We start from the raw sequence: 17084 nt of genomic DNA on the forward strand, positions 1-17084 counted from the left end.
CTCGGCCACTTGGGCCGCTGCATGGCCTTGGCCCAGGCGTTCCGTGAGCGCGGCCGCAACCCCGTGTTCCTGGGGCTCGACGGAGCATGCGCGCGGTGGGTCCGCTCGCACGGCTTCGGGACCCGCCCACTGGGCTCCGGGGACTGGGACATCCTCATCGCCGACTCCTATGAGTTCACGGACAGCGACCTGCTCTGGAACCGCCGGCACGGACGGACCCTCCTCGTCGTGGACGATTTCGGCACGTCACGCGCTCCCTGCGACTGGCTCCTGAGCAGCCATGTCTATGCCCCGGGCCTCGACTTCCATGCGACGGCCGCCGCAGGACTCCTCATCGGGCCGAAGTTCCACCTCATGCGGCGAGAATACTGGACGCCGGCCCGGCCGCGCCGGATCTCCGGCCGCATCCGGGAGGTCCTCGTGACCCTGGGAGGAGGCGACGGCTGGGGCCTGGCGGAAAGGGTCGTCCGCGAACTCCTCGAGACCCTCCCCGCCGCGCGTCTCCACCTGCTCCTCGGCCCCCTGGCACCGGAGACCCCTCCGTCCTTCCCCTCCCGGGTCGCGCTCCATCGTGGACTTTTGAACCTCCGCCCCCTGATCGAAGCCTGCGACGCCGCGTTGACCGCGGGCGGCCAGATGCTCTATGAGCTGGCGTTCGCCGGCACCCCGACGGTCGCGCTGAACCTCGGACGCGACCAGAACGGGAACATCGCTGGGATGACCGCAGCCGGTGCGACGCTGTCCGTCGGGCAGCCCGATATGCGGGGCTTCCTTCCGCGCCTGCGCGCCGCCTTCCGGAAGCTCGACCGGAGCCCGCGTCTGCGCCGCGAACTCGGAGCCCGCGCGGGACGCATCCTCGACGGCCAGGGAGCGCGGCGCGTGGCCCGTCTCCTTCTGGAGGACCGTCCGTGAACGCCCTGCGCATCGGTCGACGCACGGTCGGCCCGGGACGCCCCTGTTACGTCATCGCCGAGATCGGTTCCAACCACGACGGCAAGCTCGCGCAGGCGCTGAGGATGATCGCCGTCGCGGCGAAGATGGGCGCCGACGCGGTGAAGTTCCAGTGCCTCGATTACGACCGGATGTACGCGCACCGGGACGCGACGCTCCTGCGCCTCTTCCGCCGCATCCGTCTGGACGAGGCATGGCTCCCGAAGCTCAAGGCCTGCGCCGACCGCCACGGCGTCGAGTTCCTCGCCAGCCCCTGCTACCTCGAGGCGGTCCCGCTCCTGGAGCGCGTCGGTGCGCGGCTCTACAAGATCGCCTCCCCGCAGACCCTCGCCTTCCCCCAACTCGTCTCCGCCGTGGCCCGGACCGGCAAGCCGGTCGTCATCTCGACCGGATACTGTGAAGACGAGGCCGTGACGCGCGCCGTGAGGCTCTGCCGGAGGGAGGGCAACCGCCGCTACGCGCTTCTTCACTGCGTCTCCAGCTATCCGACCACGCCGCGGGACGCCCAGCTGCGGGTCATGGACGCACTTCGGCAGCGCTTCCGCTGTCCGGTAGGCCTCTCGGACCACTCCCTGGGCACGACCCTCGCGACTGCGGCCGCGGCGCGCGGCGCCTGCATCATCGAGAAGCACTTCACGCTCGACCGGCGCCTGCGCGGTCCCGATCATGCGTTCGCCGCCGAGCCCGAGGAACTCCGCGCCCTCGTGCGCGCCGTCCGCGACGTGGAAGCGGCTCTCTCCGCGCCCGGCCGGATACTGCTCCCCGCGGAAGAGCGCGCCGCGCGCGGTCTACACTACCGGATCCTCGCCGCGCGGCCCATCACGGCGGGAGCGCCCGTTCGGCCGCCCTTCGTCTACCGCCGGGCGCCCGCGGGGATCGCGGCCGCCGACGAACCCCGCCTGAGCGGCCGCGTCAGCGCCCGTGACATCCGCGCAGGGAGCATCCTGCACTGGGAGGACCTCCGATGAGTCCCCGCCGCCTGCTCGTGATCGCCTCCGGATGGGAACAGACGCCTCTCATCGAGACCGCGCGCCGCATGGGTTGCTGGATCCTGGCGACGAACGCCTCGGAGGCGGGCGCGGAAGGATTCGTCCACGCCGACGCGACCGCGGTCATCGATTCCCGGGACCTCCCCGGCATGCTCCGCCTCGCGCAGGAACACCGCATCGACGCCGTCGTCTCGGACCAATGTGATTATTCCCTCTACGCCGCCGCCTGGCTGGGAGAACAGCTCGGCCTCCCCGCCGTTAGGCTGGACGCCGCCCAGGGCGTCACGAACAAGCTGGAGATGCGCCGTCGCGTCGCGCAGGACCCGTCGGTCCTCCAGCCGAAGTTCCACGGCTGCATGAGCTGGGACCAGATCGAGGCGGCGGCGGCCGACGTCGGCTACCCGCTCATCGTCAAGCCCGTCGACAATCGCGGAAACTTCGGCGTCAACCGCGTGGACTCCCCCGAGGAGCTCCGCTCCGCCTGGCTGGAGGCGGTCGCGCACTCCCATTCCCGCATCGTGCTGATCGAAGAGTTCATCGAAGGCCTGCTCACCACGGTCGAGGGCGTCTTCCTTCGGCGGGGGGAATACCGGACGCTCGCGGCCAGTTGGAAGAAGATGCTGGGCGGACGAAAGCGCGTTGCCATGGAGCTGATCTACGACACCGAGCACATCCGAAAGGAGCTGCCGGCCCTGCTGGCCGCCAACGAGGCGGCGACCCGGGCCCTGGGGCTGGATTTCGGCGCGACGCACGGCGAATTCATGATCGACTCCCGCGGACGGCCCTACCTCATCGAGACGCACAACCGCGGCGGCGGCGTGCACATCTTCAGCCGCATCTGCCCGGCCCTCTCCGGCTTCGACACCAACGCGCACCTGGTCCGCTGCGCGCTGGGGGCCCCCCCGGCGGCCGTCGAGCCCGGGTTCATGCGCCACGGCTCCGCCGTGCTGAGCTTCTTCCAGTTCGAACCCGGCCGCGTGCGCGGCTGGTGCGGCGAGGAGGAAGTCTCCCGCGACCCCCGCGTCCTCCAGTTCCGCATGCTCATCAAGAAGGGACAGGACGTCCAGCCGATCGTCGGCGATGCGTTCCGCCACGCCTCCATCATCGTGCACGACGAAAGCCATGCCGCCTGCGAGCGGACCCTCGACGAGTTGCGCCGGCGCATCACCGTGGAGTACGCGTCGTGACCATCGACAAGGCCGCCGTCGCCCGGATCAACCGGCAGACCGTCGATCGCTACGACCGCCGCCTCTCCGAAAAGGGCCCGGGAGCGTACGCGCTGGGCTGGGGGAAGAAGCGGTATCAGACCAAGCGCTTCTTCGACCTCCTGCACGCCCTCCCGGCCGCGGAATGGCGCGGCCGCAGCGTGCTCGACGTCGGCTGCGGCCTGGCCGACCTGTACCCATTCCTGCGCCGACGCGGAGTGCTCCTGCGCTCGTACCGCGGGGCGGACATCAATCCGCGTCTGCTGGAAATCGCCGAAGGACGATATCCCGACTGCCGATTCGAAGAACGGGACATCATGCTCGCGCCGTACCGGAACCCGGTCGCCGACATCGTCGTCTCCCTGGGCGTGATCAACTTCAAGACCCCCGGACACGCGGCCTATACCCGGGAATTCATCCGCCGAACGTTCGCCGCGGCCCGCCGGATACTCGTCCTCAACGCGATCTCCGACGTGCACAACGACGATTATCCCCGCGAGGATTTCATCCATTACCATGCTCCGGCCGCGATTCTGTCTTTCGCGCAGACCCTGACGCCGTTCTGCTCTCTCATACACGACTACGAAGGGCTGCCCCAGCACGAATTCATGCTCGTCATGCGCAGGCGCCCGAAGGAGACCGATGCGCTCTAGCTCCCGGCGGCGCCCCCCGCCCCTCGCCGACATGCACGCACACATCCTTGAGCGCGCCGATACCGCGGCGGAGATGCGCGTCGCGGACCGTCCGGACTTCCCGGCCCTCGTTTCGGCGCTCGAGCTCCGACTGGGAGCGCGCGGCGTCGTCCGAGCCCTGGTCCACCTCCTCGACGGCCGCGTCATCGGACGGCCGCTGCCTCCCTCGCGCCGGCTGGCCTTCACGGCCCTCCTCGATTTCCGCACCGCGCGCGCGGAGGAGTCGGTCCGGAGGGCCCGCCGCGGCGGGCTGGCCGGTCTCAAACTCCTTCCCTACGAGCAGAAGATCCGTCCGGCGGACTATCCCACCATCCTCCGCGCGGCCCGCGAGACACAGCGCCAGAAGATGTTCCTGGTCCTATGCTCAACCTTCGGCAGCCGGAGCCTCTACGAACACGACGCCCTGGCCCTGGCGTCCCATCTCCTTCAGAAGGGATATGCCGCGCCGCTCATCCTCGCCCATGCGGGCGGCTGCCGCGTCCGGGAAGCCTATCTCCTGATGGACGACGCGCCCAACGTCTACATCGACACCTCCTTCACCACGACCTACTGGAAAGGGAGCGGCGTCATCGACGATCTCGCCCATCTCATACGGCGCTTCCCTGACCGATGTTTCTTCGGCTCCGACTCCCCCGGCGTGCCCTGGGAAGAGGCGTTGCGGGACGCCCAGCCGCTCCTTCGGAGACTCCCGGCCTCCGTGCGCCGCAAGCTCCTGCACGACAACGCCGCCGAGTTCCTGAGACAGAGGAGTCCCGCACGATGAGCAGGCGCCCGCGCCGCGCCGAGCCGAGGCCTCTCCCCCTGCGCCCGGCGACCCTCGCCGACGGCGCCGCCCTCCTCCTCTGGCGCAACGACCCGACCGCCTACCGCTTCTTCTTCCATGCGCGGCCGGTCGCCTCGGCAGAACACGCCGACTGGCTCCGCGCCCGGCTGCTCGATCCCCGCACGCGCCTCTTCATGCTTCTCGACCCGAAGAGGCGTCCTCTGGGCCAGATCCGCCTGGACCTCGGACGACGCGGTCTGGCCGAGGTGAGCCTGTCGCTCGCGCCCGAAGCGCGCGGCCGCGGCCTGGGACCCCGCGCCATCGCCGGCGCGACCGCCCGCGCGCGCCGTCTCGGGATCCGTAGACTGCTCGCGCACACGCGGGCCGACAATCTTCCATCGACCCTCGCCTTCCTCAAGGCGGGTTATCAGTTCGTCCGCCGCCTGCGGCGCGGCGGATACGACTACTACCGGCTCGAGAGGGCTCCATGAGAATCCCCCGCGTCCTTGTCGTGGCTGCGCATCCCGACGACGAAGTCCTCGGCTGCGGAGGGACCATCGCGCGCCGCTGCGCCGAAGGCGCCGAGGTCCGCATCCTCCTCCTGGGAGAGGGTCCGTTCTCCCGCCGGGGCCCGCGGCCCGGCAAGAAGTCTCTCGAGAGCGTGCGCGCCCAGGCCCGCCGGGCCGCCGCCGCACTCGGGGCGGCCCGCGTCGACTTCCTCGGGCTGCCGGACAACCAGTTCGACGCCGTCCCGAGGTTGCGGATCATCCAGGCTATCGAGCGGGCCGTCGAGAGGTTCCGGCCGGAGACGATCCTGACCCACTCCACCGCGGACCTGAACATCGACCATCGGATCGCCGCCGAGGCCGTGCGCACGGCCTTCCGGCCTCTCCCCGGGGCGACTGTGCGCGAGATCCTCGCCTTCGAGGTCCCCTCCTCGACCGAATGGAGATTCGAGCCGGCCCGCGCGTTCTCCCCCTCCGTGTTCATCTCCATCCAGAGCCACCTCGAGACGAAACTCGCGGCCCTGCGCGCCTACGCGGGAGAACTCCGCCCCTTCCCTCATCCGCGCTCGCGGGAGCTCGTCGAAGCGCTGGCCGCGGTACGCGGCTCTCAAGCCGGCTTCTCCTCCGCAGAAGCGTTCGAGCTGGTGAGGAGCATCGTCCCGTGACCCGTCTCCGCCGACGCGCCCGCACCGGGACGGGGGCGGCATGAACGCCCACGGCATCCGGGTCATCGCCCGCCTGGACATCAAGGGCCCGAACCTCGTCAAGGGCATCCATCTCGAAGGCCTTCGCATCATCGGAGAACCCGGCCTATACGCGCGGCGCTATTACGAGCAGGGCGTCGACGAGTTGCTCTACATGGACATCGTGGCCAGCCTGTACGGCCGCAACAGCCTCACCGCGATCATCGAGCGCGCCGCGCAGGATGTGTTCGTCCCCATGACGGTCGGCGGGGGCGTCCGCACTCTTGACGACGTGCGCGCGCTCCTTCGCGCAGGGGCGGACAAGGTCGCCGTCAACACCGCCGCGGTGCGCAATCCGGACTTCATCCGCGACGCCGCGCGGAGCTTCGGGAGCCAGTGCATCGTCGTCTCCATCGAGGCGAAGCTCCGCGGCCCCGACCACTGGGAGGTCCTGACCGACAACGGCCGCGAGCGCACCGGCCGCGACGCGGTCGAATGGGCGCGGGAAGCCGCCCGCCTCGGCGCTGGGGAGCTTCTCGTGACCTCGGTCGACCGCGAGGGCACGGGGAAAGGATATGACCTGGCGCTGACCCGGCTCATCTCCGCGCAGACGGAGATCCCCGTCATCGCCTGCGGAGGTGCGGGGGAACCCGGCCACCTCGCCGACGCCGTCGAGACCGGCCGCGCGGACGCCGTCTGCGTGGCGAGTCTCCTTCACTATGAGCGACAGACCGTGTCCGGCCTGAAGCGGGCCCTGACCGCGCGCGGGATCCCCGTGCGCACGGAGGACGAGGCATGCCTCCCGCCGAGGTGACGGTGGCCGACTACGGACTCGGGAATCTCCTGAGCATCCTGCGCGCCCTGCATCGGACCGGCTGCACCGCCGTCGCGTCCTCGGACCCCGAGGCACTCCGGAAGTCCGAACGGCTCGTCCTGCCCGGCGTGGGGGCCTTCGGCGACGGCATGGCCGGCCTCCATGCCCGCGGGCTCGACGCCGCGGTGCGGGAGTTCCATCACACCGGCCGTCCGCTGCTCGGAATCTGCCTGGGGATGCAGCTGCTCCTCGACGAAGGCGACGAGTTCGGGGTCCATGCAGGTCTGCATCTCGTCCCCGGCCGCACGCGCCGCCTGCACGGCGGAGACGGCTTCAAGGTCCCCCACGTCGGCTGGAGCCCGGTGCGGCCCGTCGACGGCGCTCCCGGCTGGAGTGACCCATTGATGAAGGACCTGGGGAACGCCCCCCAGTTTTATTTCGTGCATTCCTACTTCGCCGCACCCAGCGAGCCCGGCCATCGCCTCGGGGAGACCTCCTACGGCGAGGAGACGTTCTGTTCCATCCTCCGTTCGGGCAGCCTGATCGGCTGCCAATTCCATCCGGAGAAGAGCGGGCCCGTCGGCCTGCGCCTGCTGGAGAATTTTCTCAGACTCTGAAGCCGCCGACAGGAGACGAACCCATGACGACGCCCTCTTCCGATAAGGACCGCTCCAAGCTCTCCGATCACCCCGTCACCCGCAAATACAATCTCCCTCTGGAGGTGAAGTACTGCGCGCGCTGCGTCATCTCCAACCAGCGGCCGCGCATCCATTTCGACGAGCATGGCGTCTGCAGCGCGTGCCGATTCGCCGAACACAAGCAGAAGGGGATCGACTGGACGAAGCGGGAGCATGAGCTCATCAAGCTCTGCGACCAGCATCGGAGCAAGGACGGCTCATGGGACGTCATCGTCCCCGCCAGCGGAGGGAAGGACTCGACCTTCGTCGCGCATCAGCTCAAATACAAATACGGCATGCATCCTTTGACTGTGACCTGGTCTCCCCATCTCTACACCGACATCGGCTGGAAGAACTTCCAGAACTTCATCCATGTCGGCGGCCACGACAACATCCTGGGGACTCCCAACGGGCGCGTGCACCGCCAGATGACGAGACTCGCCTTCGAACACCTGGGAGACCCCTTCCAGCCCTTCATCTACGGGCAGAAGGCCTTCCCCATGCAGATGGCCGTCAAGCACGGAATCTCGCTGGTGATGTACGGCGAGGACGGGGAGGTCGAATACGGAGGAGACCGACACGCCGCCGACCGCTGCGGACATGACGCCTCCGGAGACCTCGTCAAGCACTATTTCTCCGGAGTCGGCCCGCTCGAATGGCTCAAGCACGGCATCGACCTCGCCGACCTCAAGTACTATCTCCCGCCCGACCAGAAGGCCTGCGAGCGCGCAGACCTGAAGATCCGGTTCTTCGGCTACTACAAGAAATGGGTCCCGCAGGAGAACTACTATTACGCCGTCGAACAGACCGACTTCCAGGCCAACCCGGACGGGCGCTCCGAAGGGACCTACTCGAAATACGCCAGCCTGGATGACCGGCTCGACGGCTACCACTACTACCTGGGTTTCATCAAGTTCGGGATAGGCCGCACGACCTCGGACGCCGCCCATGAGATCCGCGACGGCCACATCTCCCGCGAAGAGGGCGTCGCCCTGGTCCACCGCTACGACGGGGAATTTCCGAAGAAGCATTTCAAGGAGTTCCTCGAATACACGGGTCTCAGCGAAGCCCGCTTCTGGGAGGTCGTGGACGGCTTCCGCCCCCCTCACCTGTGGGAAAAAGCCGGGAACACCTGGAGATTGAAGTCCAGGGTCTCATGAGGATCCTCGGCGTCATCCCCGCCCGCGGAGGCTCCAAAGGGATCCCGGGAAAGAACATTAAGCCGCTGTGCGGGATCCCCTTGGTCGCCCGCGCACTGCTGGGAGCCCGCGCCGCCGGCTGTCTCGACCGCCTGTGGGTGAGCACCGACGACCCCTCCATCGCCGCGGTCGCGGAAGCCTATGGTGCGGCCGTCCCCTGGCTCCGGCCTCCGCACCTGGCGGGAGACTCCACCCCCATGGTGGACGTCCTCCTCCACCTGCTCGAGCGTCTCGACGCCGATGAAGGCTACCGTCCCGACGCCCTGATGCTGCTCCAACCCACCTCGCCCCTGCGGCAAACGGAGACTCTCGTCCGCGCCGCGTCGCTCCTGGAACGGGCGGGTCCCGCCGGGGTGGTCTCGGTCACGCCGGCTCATGCGCACCCTTTGTGGTGCTACTCCATCGACGAAGGCGGCCGCCTGAAGCCCGCCCGGCCCGGAGACGCACCTCCCGCCTGCCGCCAGGAATTGCCGCCCGCCTATGCCCTTGACGGATCGATCTACCTCATCCGGCGCGAAGACCTGCTCCGCTCGCGCACGCTGCAGGCCGAAGGGGCGCTCGCCCTGGTGATTCCCCCGGACGAGGCGGTGGACCTCGACGCCCCGTCGGACTGGGCCGTGGCCGAGGCGCTCCTGCGCGCACGCCAGCACCGGCCTCCGCCGCCGCGCGTCACCGTCATCGCCGAGGCCGGCGTCAACCACAACGGAGACCTCTCCATGGCGCTCCGCCTCGTGGAAGCCGCCGCCGCAGCCGGAGCCGACGCGGTGAAGTTCCAGACCTTCCGAGCCGACCGCCTGGCGCGCCGCGACGCTCCCAAGGCCCCCTATCAGATGAAAACGGCCCCGGAGGCCTCCTCCCAGCACGACCTGGTGCGGCGCTTGGAACTCGACGAGAACGCCCATCGCGCGCTGATCGCACGCTGCCGGGAACTGGGCATCGACTTCCTCTCGACGCCGTTCGACAGGGAGAGCGTCGACCTCCTCGAGGGGCTCGGCGTCCGCGTCTTCAAACTGGCGTCCGGAGAGCTCACCCACCGCCGGCTCCTCGAGCATGTCGCCCGGAAGGGCCTCCCCATGATCCTTTCCACCGGCATGAGCACGATGGACGAAGTCGTGCGGGCCGTCGGCTGGATCCGCGATCTCAGCCGAGCCGATCTGACGCTGCTCCACTGCGTCAGCGATTATCCCGCCCCCCCCGAACAAGCCAACCTCGCCGCGATGGACGCCCTGCGGGACGCCTTCGGGCTCCCCGTCGGATTCTCCGACCATACCCCGGGGATCGACGTCGCCATCGCGGCCGCGGCGAGGGGCGCCGCCCTCATCGAGAAGCATCTCACCCTGGATCGCGCGCTCCCCGGACCGGACCACCGGGCCTCGCTGGAACCCACGGAGTTCCGGGCCATGGTGGACGGAGTACGACGCGTCACGGCCGCCATCGGGTCCGCGATGAAGGTTCCGGCTCCCTGCGAAGAGGCCGTGCGAGGTGCGGCGCGCCGAAGCGTGGTCGCGTCCCGCCCGCTGCCGGCGGGACGCGCCCTGGAGGAGGAGGACCTCGACTGCAAGCGTCCAGGCACCGGCATCCCCGCCTTCCGGACGTCGGAGCTCGTGGGCCGCCGCCTGAAGCGTCCTCTAGACAAGGATGATTTCCTCCGCTGGGAGGACCTCGCATGAAGCGGCGTAAGATCGCCGTCGTGACCACTTCGAGGGCCGATTACGGACTCCTCTATTGGATCCTGCGCGGGATCCAGAGGGACCGAGCCCTCGACCTCCGTCTCATCGTCACCGGCTCGCACCTGTGCCGCAGGTTCGGCCATACCGTGACCGGCGTCCTCCGCGACGGCTTCCCCGTCGCCGCCCGCGTGAGGACTCTCTCCGACTCGGACCCCGACACTGATGCCGCGGTCATCCGCGCCATCGCGCGCGGGGTGGCGGGGTTCGGCTCGGCGCTTGAGCGCCTATCCCCCGATCTCCTGCTGCTCCTGGGAGACCGCTATGAACTTCTCGCCGCGGCGGCGGCCGCCGCGGCGGCGCGCATCCCCATCGTTCATCTGCATGGCGGCGAATCCACCGAGGGCGTCATGGATGAGCAGGTCCGCCATGCCGTGACCAAACTCGCTCATCTTCATTGCGCCGCGGCGGCGCCCTATCGGAGAAGGATCATCCAGATGGGAGAAGCGCCGTCCAACGTCCTACTCACAGGCGCCCCGGGACTGGAGTACATCGCCCGCCTAGTCCCGACACCTCTCGGGGAGCTCGAACGCCTGGTCGGTCTGCGCCTGGACGGACCCTTCGTGGTCCTCACGCAACACCCCCTCCCCTGCCGTACGGGACGGGAGACGCTCGAGCTCGATGAAGTCCTCTCCGCCGTGCGCTCGCTCCGGATCCCTGTCGTCATGACCTACGCCAACGCGGACCGCGGCGGACGGAGGATCAACGCCCGGATCGCCGCATTCGCGCGCGCGCACCCGGACTTCGCAGCCGCCGTCCCATCCCTCGGGCAGCAGGCCTATCTCAGCCTGCTGCGCCGCGCCGCGGCCATCGTGGGGAACTCCTCGAGCGGGGTCCACGAAGCGCCCACCCTGCGCGTGCCCACGATCAACGTGGGCGAGCGCCAGGCGGGACGACTCCGGGCTCCTTCCATCATCGATTGCCCCCCCGAAAGAGTGCGCGTCGTCGCCGCCCTGCGGCGCGCCCTCTCCTCCGCGTTCCGGCGCGAACGGTGCACCGGAAGAAGCCCCTATCTCGGCGGCCGCGTATCGGAACGCGTACTGCGGATCCTGCGCACGGTGCCTCTCGGCGACGCCCTTCTGCGCAAGAAATTCCACGATCTCCCCTGCGGCAAGGAGCATCCATGAGCATCGTCATCATCGGGGCCGGCGGACACGGACGCGTCCTCCTCGAGGCCCTGCGCGGCGGGCGCGCACGCGGCCTCCTGGGCTTCACGGACGCCGATCCCTCCCTGCACGGACGGCTCATCGACTCCCTGCCGGTGCTCGGATCGGATGCGGCCATCGACGCGCTCCCCCGCAGGCGCACCTCCCTCGTCAACGGGCTCGGGGTCGCCCAGGGGCTCGCCCTGCGCCGACGCGTTTTCCTCGAGCTCCGCAAACGCGGCTTCCGCTTCCCGCCTGTGTCCGCCCCTTCCGCCTGCGTGGCGCGCACCGCCGAGCTCGGGGAAGGCTCCCAAATCCTGACCCGTGCGGTGGTGCATCCCGGCGCCCGGATAGGAGACAACGCCGTCGTGAACACCGGCGCCGTCATCGAGCATGACGTCTCCATCGGCGACCACGCCTTCATCGCCCCGGGCGCCGTGCTCTGCGGAGGCGTCGTCGTGGGGGAAGGATCCTTCGTCGGCGCCGGCGCCGTCGTCTGCCCGGGCGTCGTCATCGGCGCCGGGGCGCGAATCGGGGCCGGAGGGGTGCTGCTGCGGGACGCCGCCCCCGGCCGGACGATGATAGGAGTCCCGGCCCGCGAGGTCCGAAAATGCCGGACATGATCCGCCGCTATCCCGACATCCTCCTCCCTCCGACCGCCCCGCTGCGGCAGGCCATGGAGAGCATCACCCGCACGCAGGTCGGCATCGCGCTCATCGTCGATGACGGCCGCCGGCTGCTGGGGATCGTCGTCGACAGCGACATCCGCCGCGCCCTCCTGCGCGGAGAGACGATGGACGCACCCGCGGACCGCTTCATGAACCCCCGTCCGTTCACGCTGAGCGTCGGGACGCCCGAAGCGGAGATCGCGGCCGCCTTCCGCCGTCACCCTCGCGCCTATATCCCCATCGTCGACGACCGCTCGCGGCTCGTCGAACTCGCCGCGATGACCGACTACATGTCCGTGCCGACAGCGCATCCGCAGTGGGTGGTGATCATGGCGGGAGGTCAGGGCACGCGGCTGCGCCCCCTGACTTCCACGACCCCGAAGCCTATGATGCGCATCGGGGACAAGCCCCTGCTCGAGCTGCTCATCTCGCGACTCATCTCCTCGGGGTTCACACGCTTCATCCTGTCCGTGAACTATCTCGCGGATCAGATCAGGGGACATTTCGGAGACGGATCCTCCCTCGGAGCGCAGATCGAATACATCGACGAGCCCCGCGAGCTGGGGACTGCCGGCGCGTTGAGCCTGATCGCACGCGAATTCGAAAGTCCATTTCTCGTGATGAACGGAGACCTCCTAACCAAGGTCAACTTCGAGGCTCTTCTCGAGTATCACCGCAACGACGGCAACCTGGCCACCATCTGCCTGCGCGAATACGACTTTCAGGTCCCCTACGGCGTCGTCACCGTCAAGGACCACAAGCTCTCGTCCATCATCGAGAAGCCCGTGCATCGCTTCTTCGTCAACGCCGGCATCTACGTCTTCGAGCCCTCGCTGATCCGGCGTCTGGAGCGCGGCGCGCCGCGGGACATGCCCGATTTCCTCGAATCGATCCGCACCGCGGAGCCGGGCCGCGTAGGTTGCTTCCCCATCCAGGAATATTGGCTGGATATCGGAAAGATGGAAGACTACCAGCGCGCGCAGCAGGAATACGACCAGGAGTTCCTGACCTGACTTATGAAAACGATCCCCCGCGTCCCCCTCCACGAACCCTCCTTCGCCGGCCGGGAATGGGACTACCTGAAGGAATGCCTGGACACCGGGTGGGTCTCCTCCGGCGGCCCATTCATCACCCGATTCGAGGACGCCCTCGCCTCCCGCCTGGGAGTCTCCCATGCCGTCGCAGTCGTCAACGGGACTGCGGCACTGCATCTGGGATTGATCGTCCTGGACGTCGCCGCGGGCGACGAGGTCCTCGTTCCTTCGCTCACCTTCATCGCAACGGCCAACAGCGTGGCCTACGTCGGAGCCGTACCGCGCTTCGTCGACTCCGAGTCCTCGACGCTGGGGATGGACCCGGATGCGTTGCGGGACTGGCTGGAAAGGCACGCCGAACTCATGCCGGGGGGTGCCTGCCGCAACCGTGAGACTGGCCGCCGCATCGCGGCCTGCGTCCCCATGCATGTCTTCGGTCACCCGGTACGCATGGAGCTCCTGCTGGAGCTCTGCGGCCGCTACGGTATCGCGGTGATGGAGGACGCCGCCGAGTCGCTGGGCTCTACGCGGAACGGCCGCGCCATGGGCGCTTTCGGGCGTCTCTCCGCACTCAGCTTCAACGGCAACAAGATCATCACGACCGGCGGCGGCGGCATGGTCGTGACGAACGACGATGCCCTCGCCGCACGCGTCCGCCATCTTTCGACACAGGCGAAGAAGGACCCGGCGACCTACCTCCACGACGAGGTCGGTTACAACTACCGCCTGACCAACCTGAGCGCAGCGCTCGGGCTGGCCCAACTCGAGAGGCTCGACGACGCCCTCGCCCGCAAGCGCCGCATCGCCGAAGGCTATCGCAAGGGTCTTGCGGGGATCCCCGGCGTCTCCCTCATCTGGGAGCCCGAAGGCTGCCGCAGCAACTTCTGGCTCAACACCGTGCGCGCGGCGACGCCGGAACTCGCCGCACGACTCCGCGCCACCCTCGACCGAGAGGGTATCGAGACGCGTCCGCCCTGGACGCCCTGCCACCTGCAGCCGGTGTTCCGTTCCGAGTCGGCGGGCTCTTGCCCCCGGGCCGAGGCCCTCTGGCGGGAATGCTTCAACATCCCCTCCAGCGCCCACCTCCCCGATGAAGACGTCGAGCGGACCTGCCGCGCGATCCGGAAGGAAGCCTGCGCGTGAAGCCGCCGCCGTTCATCGCCGATGCGGAGGGATTCGCAGCCGCGCAGCGCCGCAGCATCCTGTTCAGGACCCTCGGATGGTTCATGGGGGCGGAAGGCGTCGAGCTGGACCAACTCATCAAGAAGATCTTCTGCGTCGCGCTCCCCGAGAACACCTACGACGCCCCGGAGCCCCCGCTCATCACGCTCTTCGGCCTGCCCCTTCTGCCGTTGCGTCTGCTGTGCAAGACCTGGCGATGGCGAGCCGAGGCCGCGGCGGATTCCCAGATGGAGATCCTCACCGCCGGGCATTTCGACCGGTTCTTTTCCGCCTTGTACCGCACCCTCCCCGGGACGAAGCGGCTGTCTCCGCGAGACGATTCACCCCCCCCGCCCGGCGAACGCTCGACTCTTCCGACGACCGCCGTCGCCGCGCCGGGGGACATCGCCCGACTCTTTCTCCTGGCCCCGCTCTGGAGCGTCCTCCTGCTTCCCTTCATCCCGCGCCGCGGCCTGCGGCTCATCAAGGCGTTCCGCCAGGCGGTCTCCATCCACGCGGCGGCCAGCGGCCATTTCGCCCGCTATCCCTGCAGCCGTTTCATCACTCCGATGGACGACCTCAATCATCCGGCCCGTTGGCTCGCCTTCCGTCGACGGGGAGGCCGCTCCTGGGTCGTGATCCAGAACGGAGACAGGAACCTCCATCCCCTGTTCGCGTTCGGACGCGCCGACGTCTATTGCGTCTTCGGGACCGCATACGCCGAGATCCTCTCTGTGATCGGGACCCGCGCAGACGCCTTCCCATGCGTGGGGGCGTTTTATCTCAACGAACGCCATTCTCTGCTCCAAGGCCTTCTCGCCGAACGTCCGATCCCGCGCTGGGACGTGCTCTTCATCGACCAGGGGGTCTTCCCGCACAACGGGCTCTGCGCGGACTCCGGGAGGGCGCTGCTGCGGCTGCTCGCGCACGTCGGCGAATTCGCGCGGAGACATCCCGAGCGAAAAGTCGCCGTCCAGCTGCGCCCTTACGCTGCCGACGACCCGCGCAGGAGCGCGGTCCTGGATGCAGTCGCAAAGGTTTGCCCGACGACGGTGGAGGTCCTCGAGAACGACGGCCACGGCTCCTCCTACAGGAACGTCCTCTCCGCGCGTCTTGCCGTCACGTTCGAATCCTCCCTCGGATTCGAGGCCATGGCTCTGGGATGCAAGACTCTCTTCGTGAACTACTCCGGTGATCCCGCCGAGACCCTCTGTCCTGACGCCCGTTTCCAACTCACCGGCTCGGGAGGCGACTTCGGCGTGTTCGAACGGCGCGTCCTCTCGCTGCTCGAAATGCAGCTCGACGAGATCCCCGCAGCCGCGCGCGCCCGCCACAGCGCCATCGACGGCCGGACGATGGAGCGCATCGCACGGGTCCTCGGGACCGACCTTCCCGTCTCCCGCTCTCCGGGCGCCTGATTATCTCTCGCGTTGAACCGGGGGGGGGCATTTCCTATAATGTTCATTAAATGAACATACTCCAGAAACCGCTCCCTGAGACGCTGGCGCGATGCCCCTAGTCTCCGTCGTCATCCGGGCCAAGAACGAGGAGCGCTGGGTCGGCCGCTGCCTGCGCATGGTCTTCCGGCAGGACTTCAAGGACTTCGAGGTCGTCTTCGTCGACAACGAGAGCACCGACCACACCCTCGCCATCGCCTCGAAGTTCCCGGTCAAGACGGTCTCCCTCTCGGAGTTCCTCCCCGGCAAGGCCATCAACGCCGGGATCCGGGCCTCCCGCGGGGAGTTCATCGCCTGCCTCTCCGCCCACTGCATCCCCCACGACAAACACTGGCTCTCCCGCCTGCACGCGAACTTCGCCGACCCCGCCATCGCCGGGGTCTACGGCCGCCAGCTCCCCATGAGCTACAGCTCGGACCTCGACAAGCGCGACCTCATCAACACCTTCGGCCTCGACCACCGCATCCAGGTCAAGGACAGCTTCTTCCACAACGCGAACAGCATGTTCCGCCGCTCGGTCTGGGAGCGGATACCCTTCGACGAGGCGGCCACCAACATCGAGGACCGCATCTGGGGCAAGGCCGTCGTCGCGGCCGGCCTGCGCCTGGCCTACGAGCCGGAGGCCGCCGTCTATCACCACCACGGCATCCACCAGGGAGGCGACGAGGAGCGCGCACGCAACGTCGTCCGCATCTTGGAATCCCTCACGCCCGAGGACGAGCGCCCCTCCCGCTCGGAGGCCCACAAGCTCGACATCCTCGCCATCCTGCCCGTGCTCGGCCCCCTCCCCGTCGTGGCCGGCCAGGACCTCCTGGAGCGCTGCATCCGGCAGGTGCGCGCCTGCGGGCTCGTCGGCGACGTCGCCGTCATCGCAGAGGACGCCTCGGCGCTGGACACCGCGCGCCGCGCGGGTGCGCGTCCGCTCCCCCGGCCCGCGCCGCTCGGCCAGACCGACGTGGGCGCGGAGCAGGTCCTGCAGTACGCGCTCGCGCAGTGCGAGACCGGTGAACGCCACTACGACGCGGTCCTTTACGTCAACTGTCTCCATCCCTTCCGCCCCGAAGGCTTCTTCGACGACCTCCTCGGAAAGTTCTCCCACTCCGACTTCGACAGCGTAGTCCCGACCATGAAGGACTATGTGGCCGCCTGGAGCGACTCCGGCGGCCGGATCGTGCGCAGCGACGCGGGATTCCAGCCGCACGGGACCAAGAAGCCGTTCCAGCGGGGCCTCGTCGGACTGGGGACGGTCTCCCGCAGCGAGTTCATCCGCCGCGGGCAGCTCCTCGGGGAGGCGGTCGCCCTGGTGCCGCTCGAGGACAAGCTCTGCTCCATGCGGGCCAACGACCCCTTCGACCGCGCCGTCATCAAGATCGCCCTCGAACAGGGCTCTTCCCTATTCCGCACTTGAGGACA

Annotated in this window: 17 protein-coding genes; all 17 read left to right on the forward strand. The window is 68.6% G+C overall.

Annotated features, from left to right (window positions below; translation table 11 throughout):
• Positions 1–21: 21 nt before the first annotated feature.
• The 17 genes from WC969_12975 to WC969_13055 all read left to right on the forward strand — a co-directional run bounded on the left by WC969_12975 (position 22) and on the right by WC969_13055 (position 17079).
• Positions 22–912, forward strand: a complete 891-nt coding sequence (locus WC969_12975; protein MFA6030763.1) for a hypothetical protein — start codon at positions 22–24, stop codon at positions 910–912.
• Complete coding sequence (locus tag WC969_12980) at positions 909–1919, forward strand: N-acetylneuraminate synthase family protein (GenBank protein MFA6030764.1); 1011 nt, start codon at positions 909–911, stop codon at positions 1917–1919. The genes WC969_12975 and WC969_12980 overlap by 4 nt, the downstream gene beginning before the upstream one ends.
• On the forward strand, positions 1916–3127 hold the full coding sequence (locus WC969_12985) for an ATP-grasp domain-containing protein (GenBank protein MFA6030765.1): 1212 nt from the start codon (positions 1916–1918) through the stop codon (positions 3125–3127). The genes WC969_12980 and WC969_12985 overlap by 4 nt, the downstream gene beginning before the upstream one ends.
• Positions 3124–3798: a class I SAM-dependent methyltransferase gene (locus tag WC969_12990; GenBank protein ID MFA6030766.1), complete on the forward strand. Its 675-nt coding sequence runs from the start codon at positions 3124–3126 to the stop codon at positions 3796–3798. Before WC969_12985 ends, WC969_12990 begins: the two co-directional genes overlap by 4 nt.
• Positions 3788–4600, forward strand: coding sequence for an amidohydrolase family protein (locus tag WC969_12995; protein MFA6030767.1), 813 nt, complete (start codon positions 3788–3790; stop codon positions 4598–4600). Before WC969_12990 ends, WC969_12995 begins: the two co-directional genes overlap by 11 nt.
• A complete protein-coding gene (locus WC969_13000) occupies positions 4597–5091 on the forward strand; it encodes a GNAT family N-acetyltransferase (protein ID MFA6030768.1) in 495 nt (164 codons plus the stop codon). Before WC969_12995 ends, WC969_13000 begins: the two co-directional genes overlap by 4 nt.
• Entirely contained in the window at positions 5088–5771 is a 684-nt protein-coding gene (locus WC969_13005; protein ID MFA6030769.1) for a PIG-L deacetylase family protein, read from the forward strand. The genes WC969_13000 and WC969_13005 overlap by 4 nt, the downstream gene beginning before the upstream one ends.
• A gap of 40 nt (positions 5772–5811) precedes the next feature.
• Complete coding sequence (locus WC969_13010) at positions 5812–6603, forward strand: imidazole glycerol phosphate synthase cyclase subunit (protein ID MFA6030770.1); 792 nt, start codon at positions 5812–5814, stop codon at positions 6601–6603.
• Entirely contained in the window at positions 6585–7220 is a 636-nt protein-coding gene (gene hisH / locus WC969_13015) for an imidazole glycerol phosphate synthase subunit HisH (protein MFA6030771.1), read from the forward strand. Before WC969_13010 ends, hisH begins: the two co-directional genes overlap by 19 nt.
• 23 nt (positions 7221–7243) lie before the next feature.
• The gene (locus tag WC969_13020; GenBank protein ID MFA6030772.1) at positions 7244–8440 is read left to right on the forward strand and encodes an N-acetyl sugar amidotransferase; all 1197 of its coding nucleotides are present in this window, start codon (positions 7244–7246) and stop codon (positions 8438–8440) included.
• Positions 8437–10149 carry an N-acetylneuraminate synthase gene (gene neuB, locus WC969_13025; protein ID MFA6030773.1) on the forward strand — a complete coding sequence of 571 codons (1713 nt, stop codon included), beginning with the start codon at positions 8437–8439 and terminating at the stop codon, positions 10147–10149. Before WC969_13020 ends, neuB begins: the two co-directional genes overlap by 4 nt.
• On the forward strand, positions 10146–11333 hold the full coding sequence (neuC, locus tag WC969_13030; GenBank protein MFA6030774.1) for a UDP-N-acetylglucosamine 2-epimerase: 1188 nt from the start codon (positions 10146–10148) through the stop codon (positions 11331–11333). Before neuB ends, neuC begins: the two co-directional genes overlap by 4 nt.
• Entirely contained in the window at positions 11330–11974 is a 645-nt protein-coding gene (locus WC969_13035) for an acetyltransferase (GenBank protein MFA6030775.1), read from the forward strand. Before neuC ends, WC969_13035 begins: the two co-directional genes overlap by 4 nt.
• Positions 11962–13032 (forward strand): nucleotidyltransferase family protein, encoded by a 1071-nt coding sequence (locus WC969_13040; GenBank protein ID MFA6030776.1) that lies wholly within the window; start codon positions 11962–11964, stop codon positions 13030–13032. The genes WC969_13035 and WC969_13040 overlap by 13 nt, the downstream gene beginning before the upstream one ends.
• 3 nt (positions 13033–13035) lie before the next feature.
• A complete protein-coding gene (locus WC969_13045) occupies positions 13036–14196 on the forward strand; it encodes a LegC family aminotransferase (protein MFA6030777.1) in 1161 nt (386 codons plus the stop codon).
• Positions 14193–15632 carry a hypothetical protein gene (locus WC969_13050; protein ID MFA6030778.1) on the forward strand — a complete coding sequence of 480 codons (1440 nt, stop codon included), beginning with the start codon at positions 14193–14195 and terminating at the stop codon, positions 15630–15632. The genes WC969_13045 and WC969_13050 overlap by 4 nt, the downstream gene beginning before the upstream one ends.
• 91 nt (positions 15633–15723) lie before the next feature.
• Positions 15724–17079 (forward strand): glycosyltransferase family 2 protein, encoded by a 1356-nt coding sequence (locus WC969_13055; GenBank protein ID MFA6030779.1) that lies wholly within the window; start codon positions 15724–15726, stop codon positions 17077–17079.
• The last annotated feature ends 5 nt before the right edge of the window (positions 17080–17084 follow it).

The sequence above is a fragment of the Elusimicrobiota bacterium genome (genome assembly GCA_041660925.1).
Classification (GTDB): Bacteria; Elusimicrobiota; Elusimicrobia; order UBA1565; family UBA1565; genus JBAZUV01.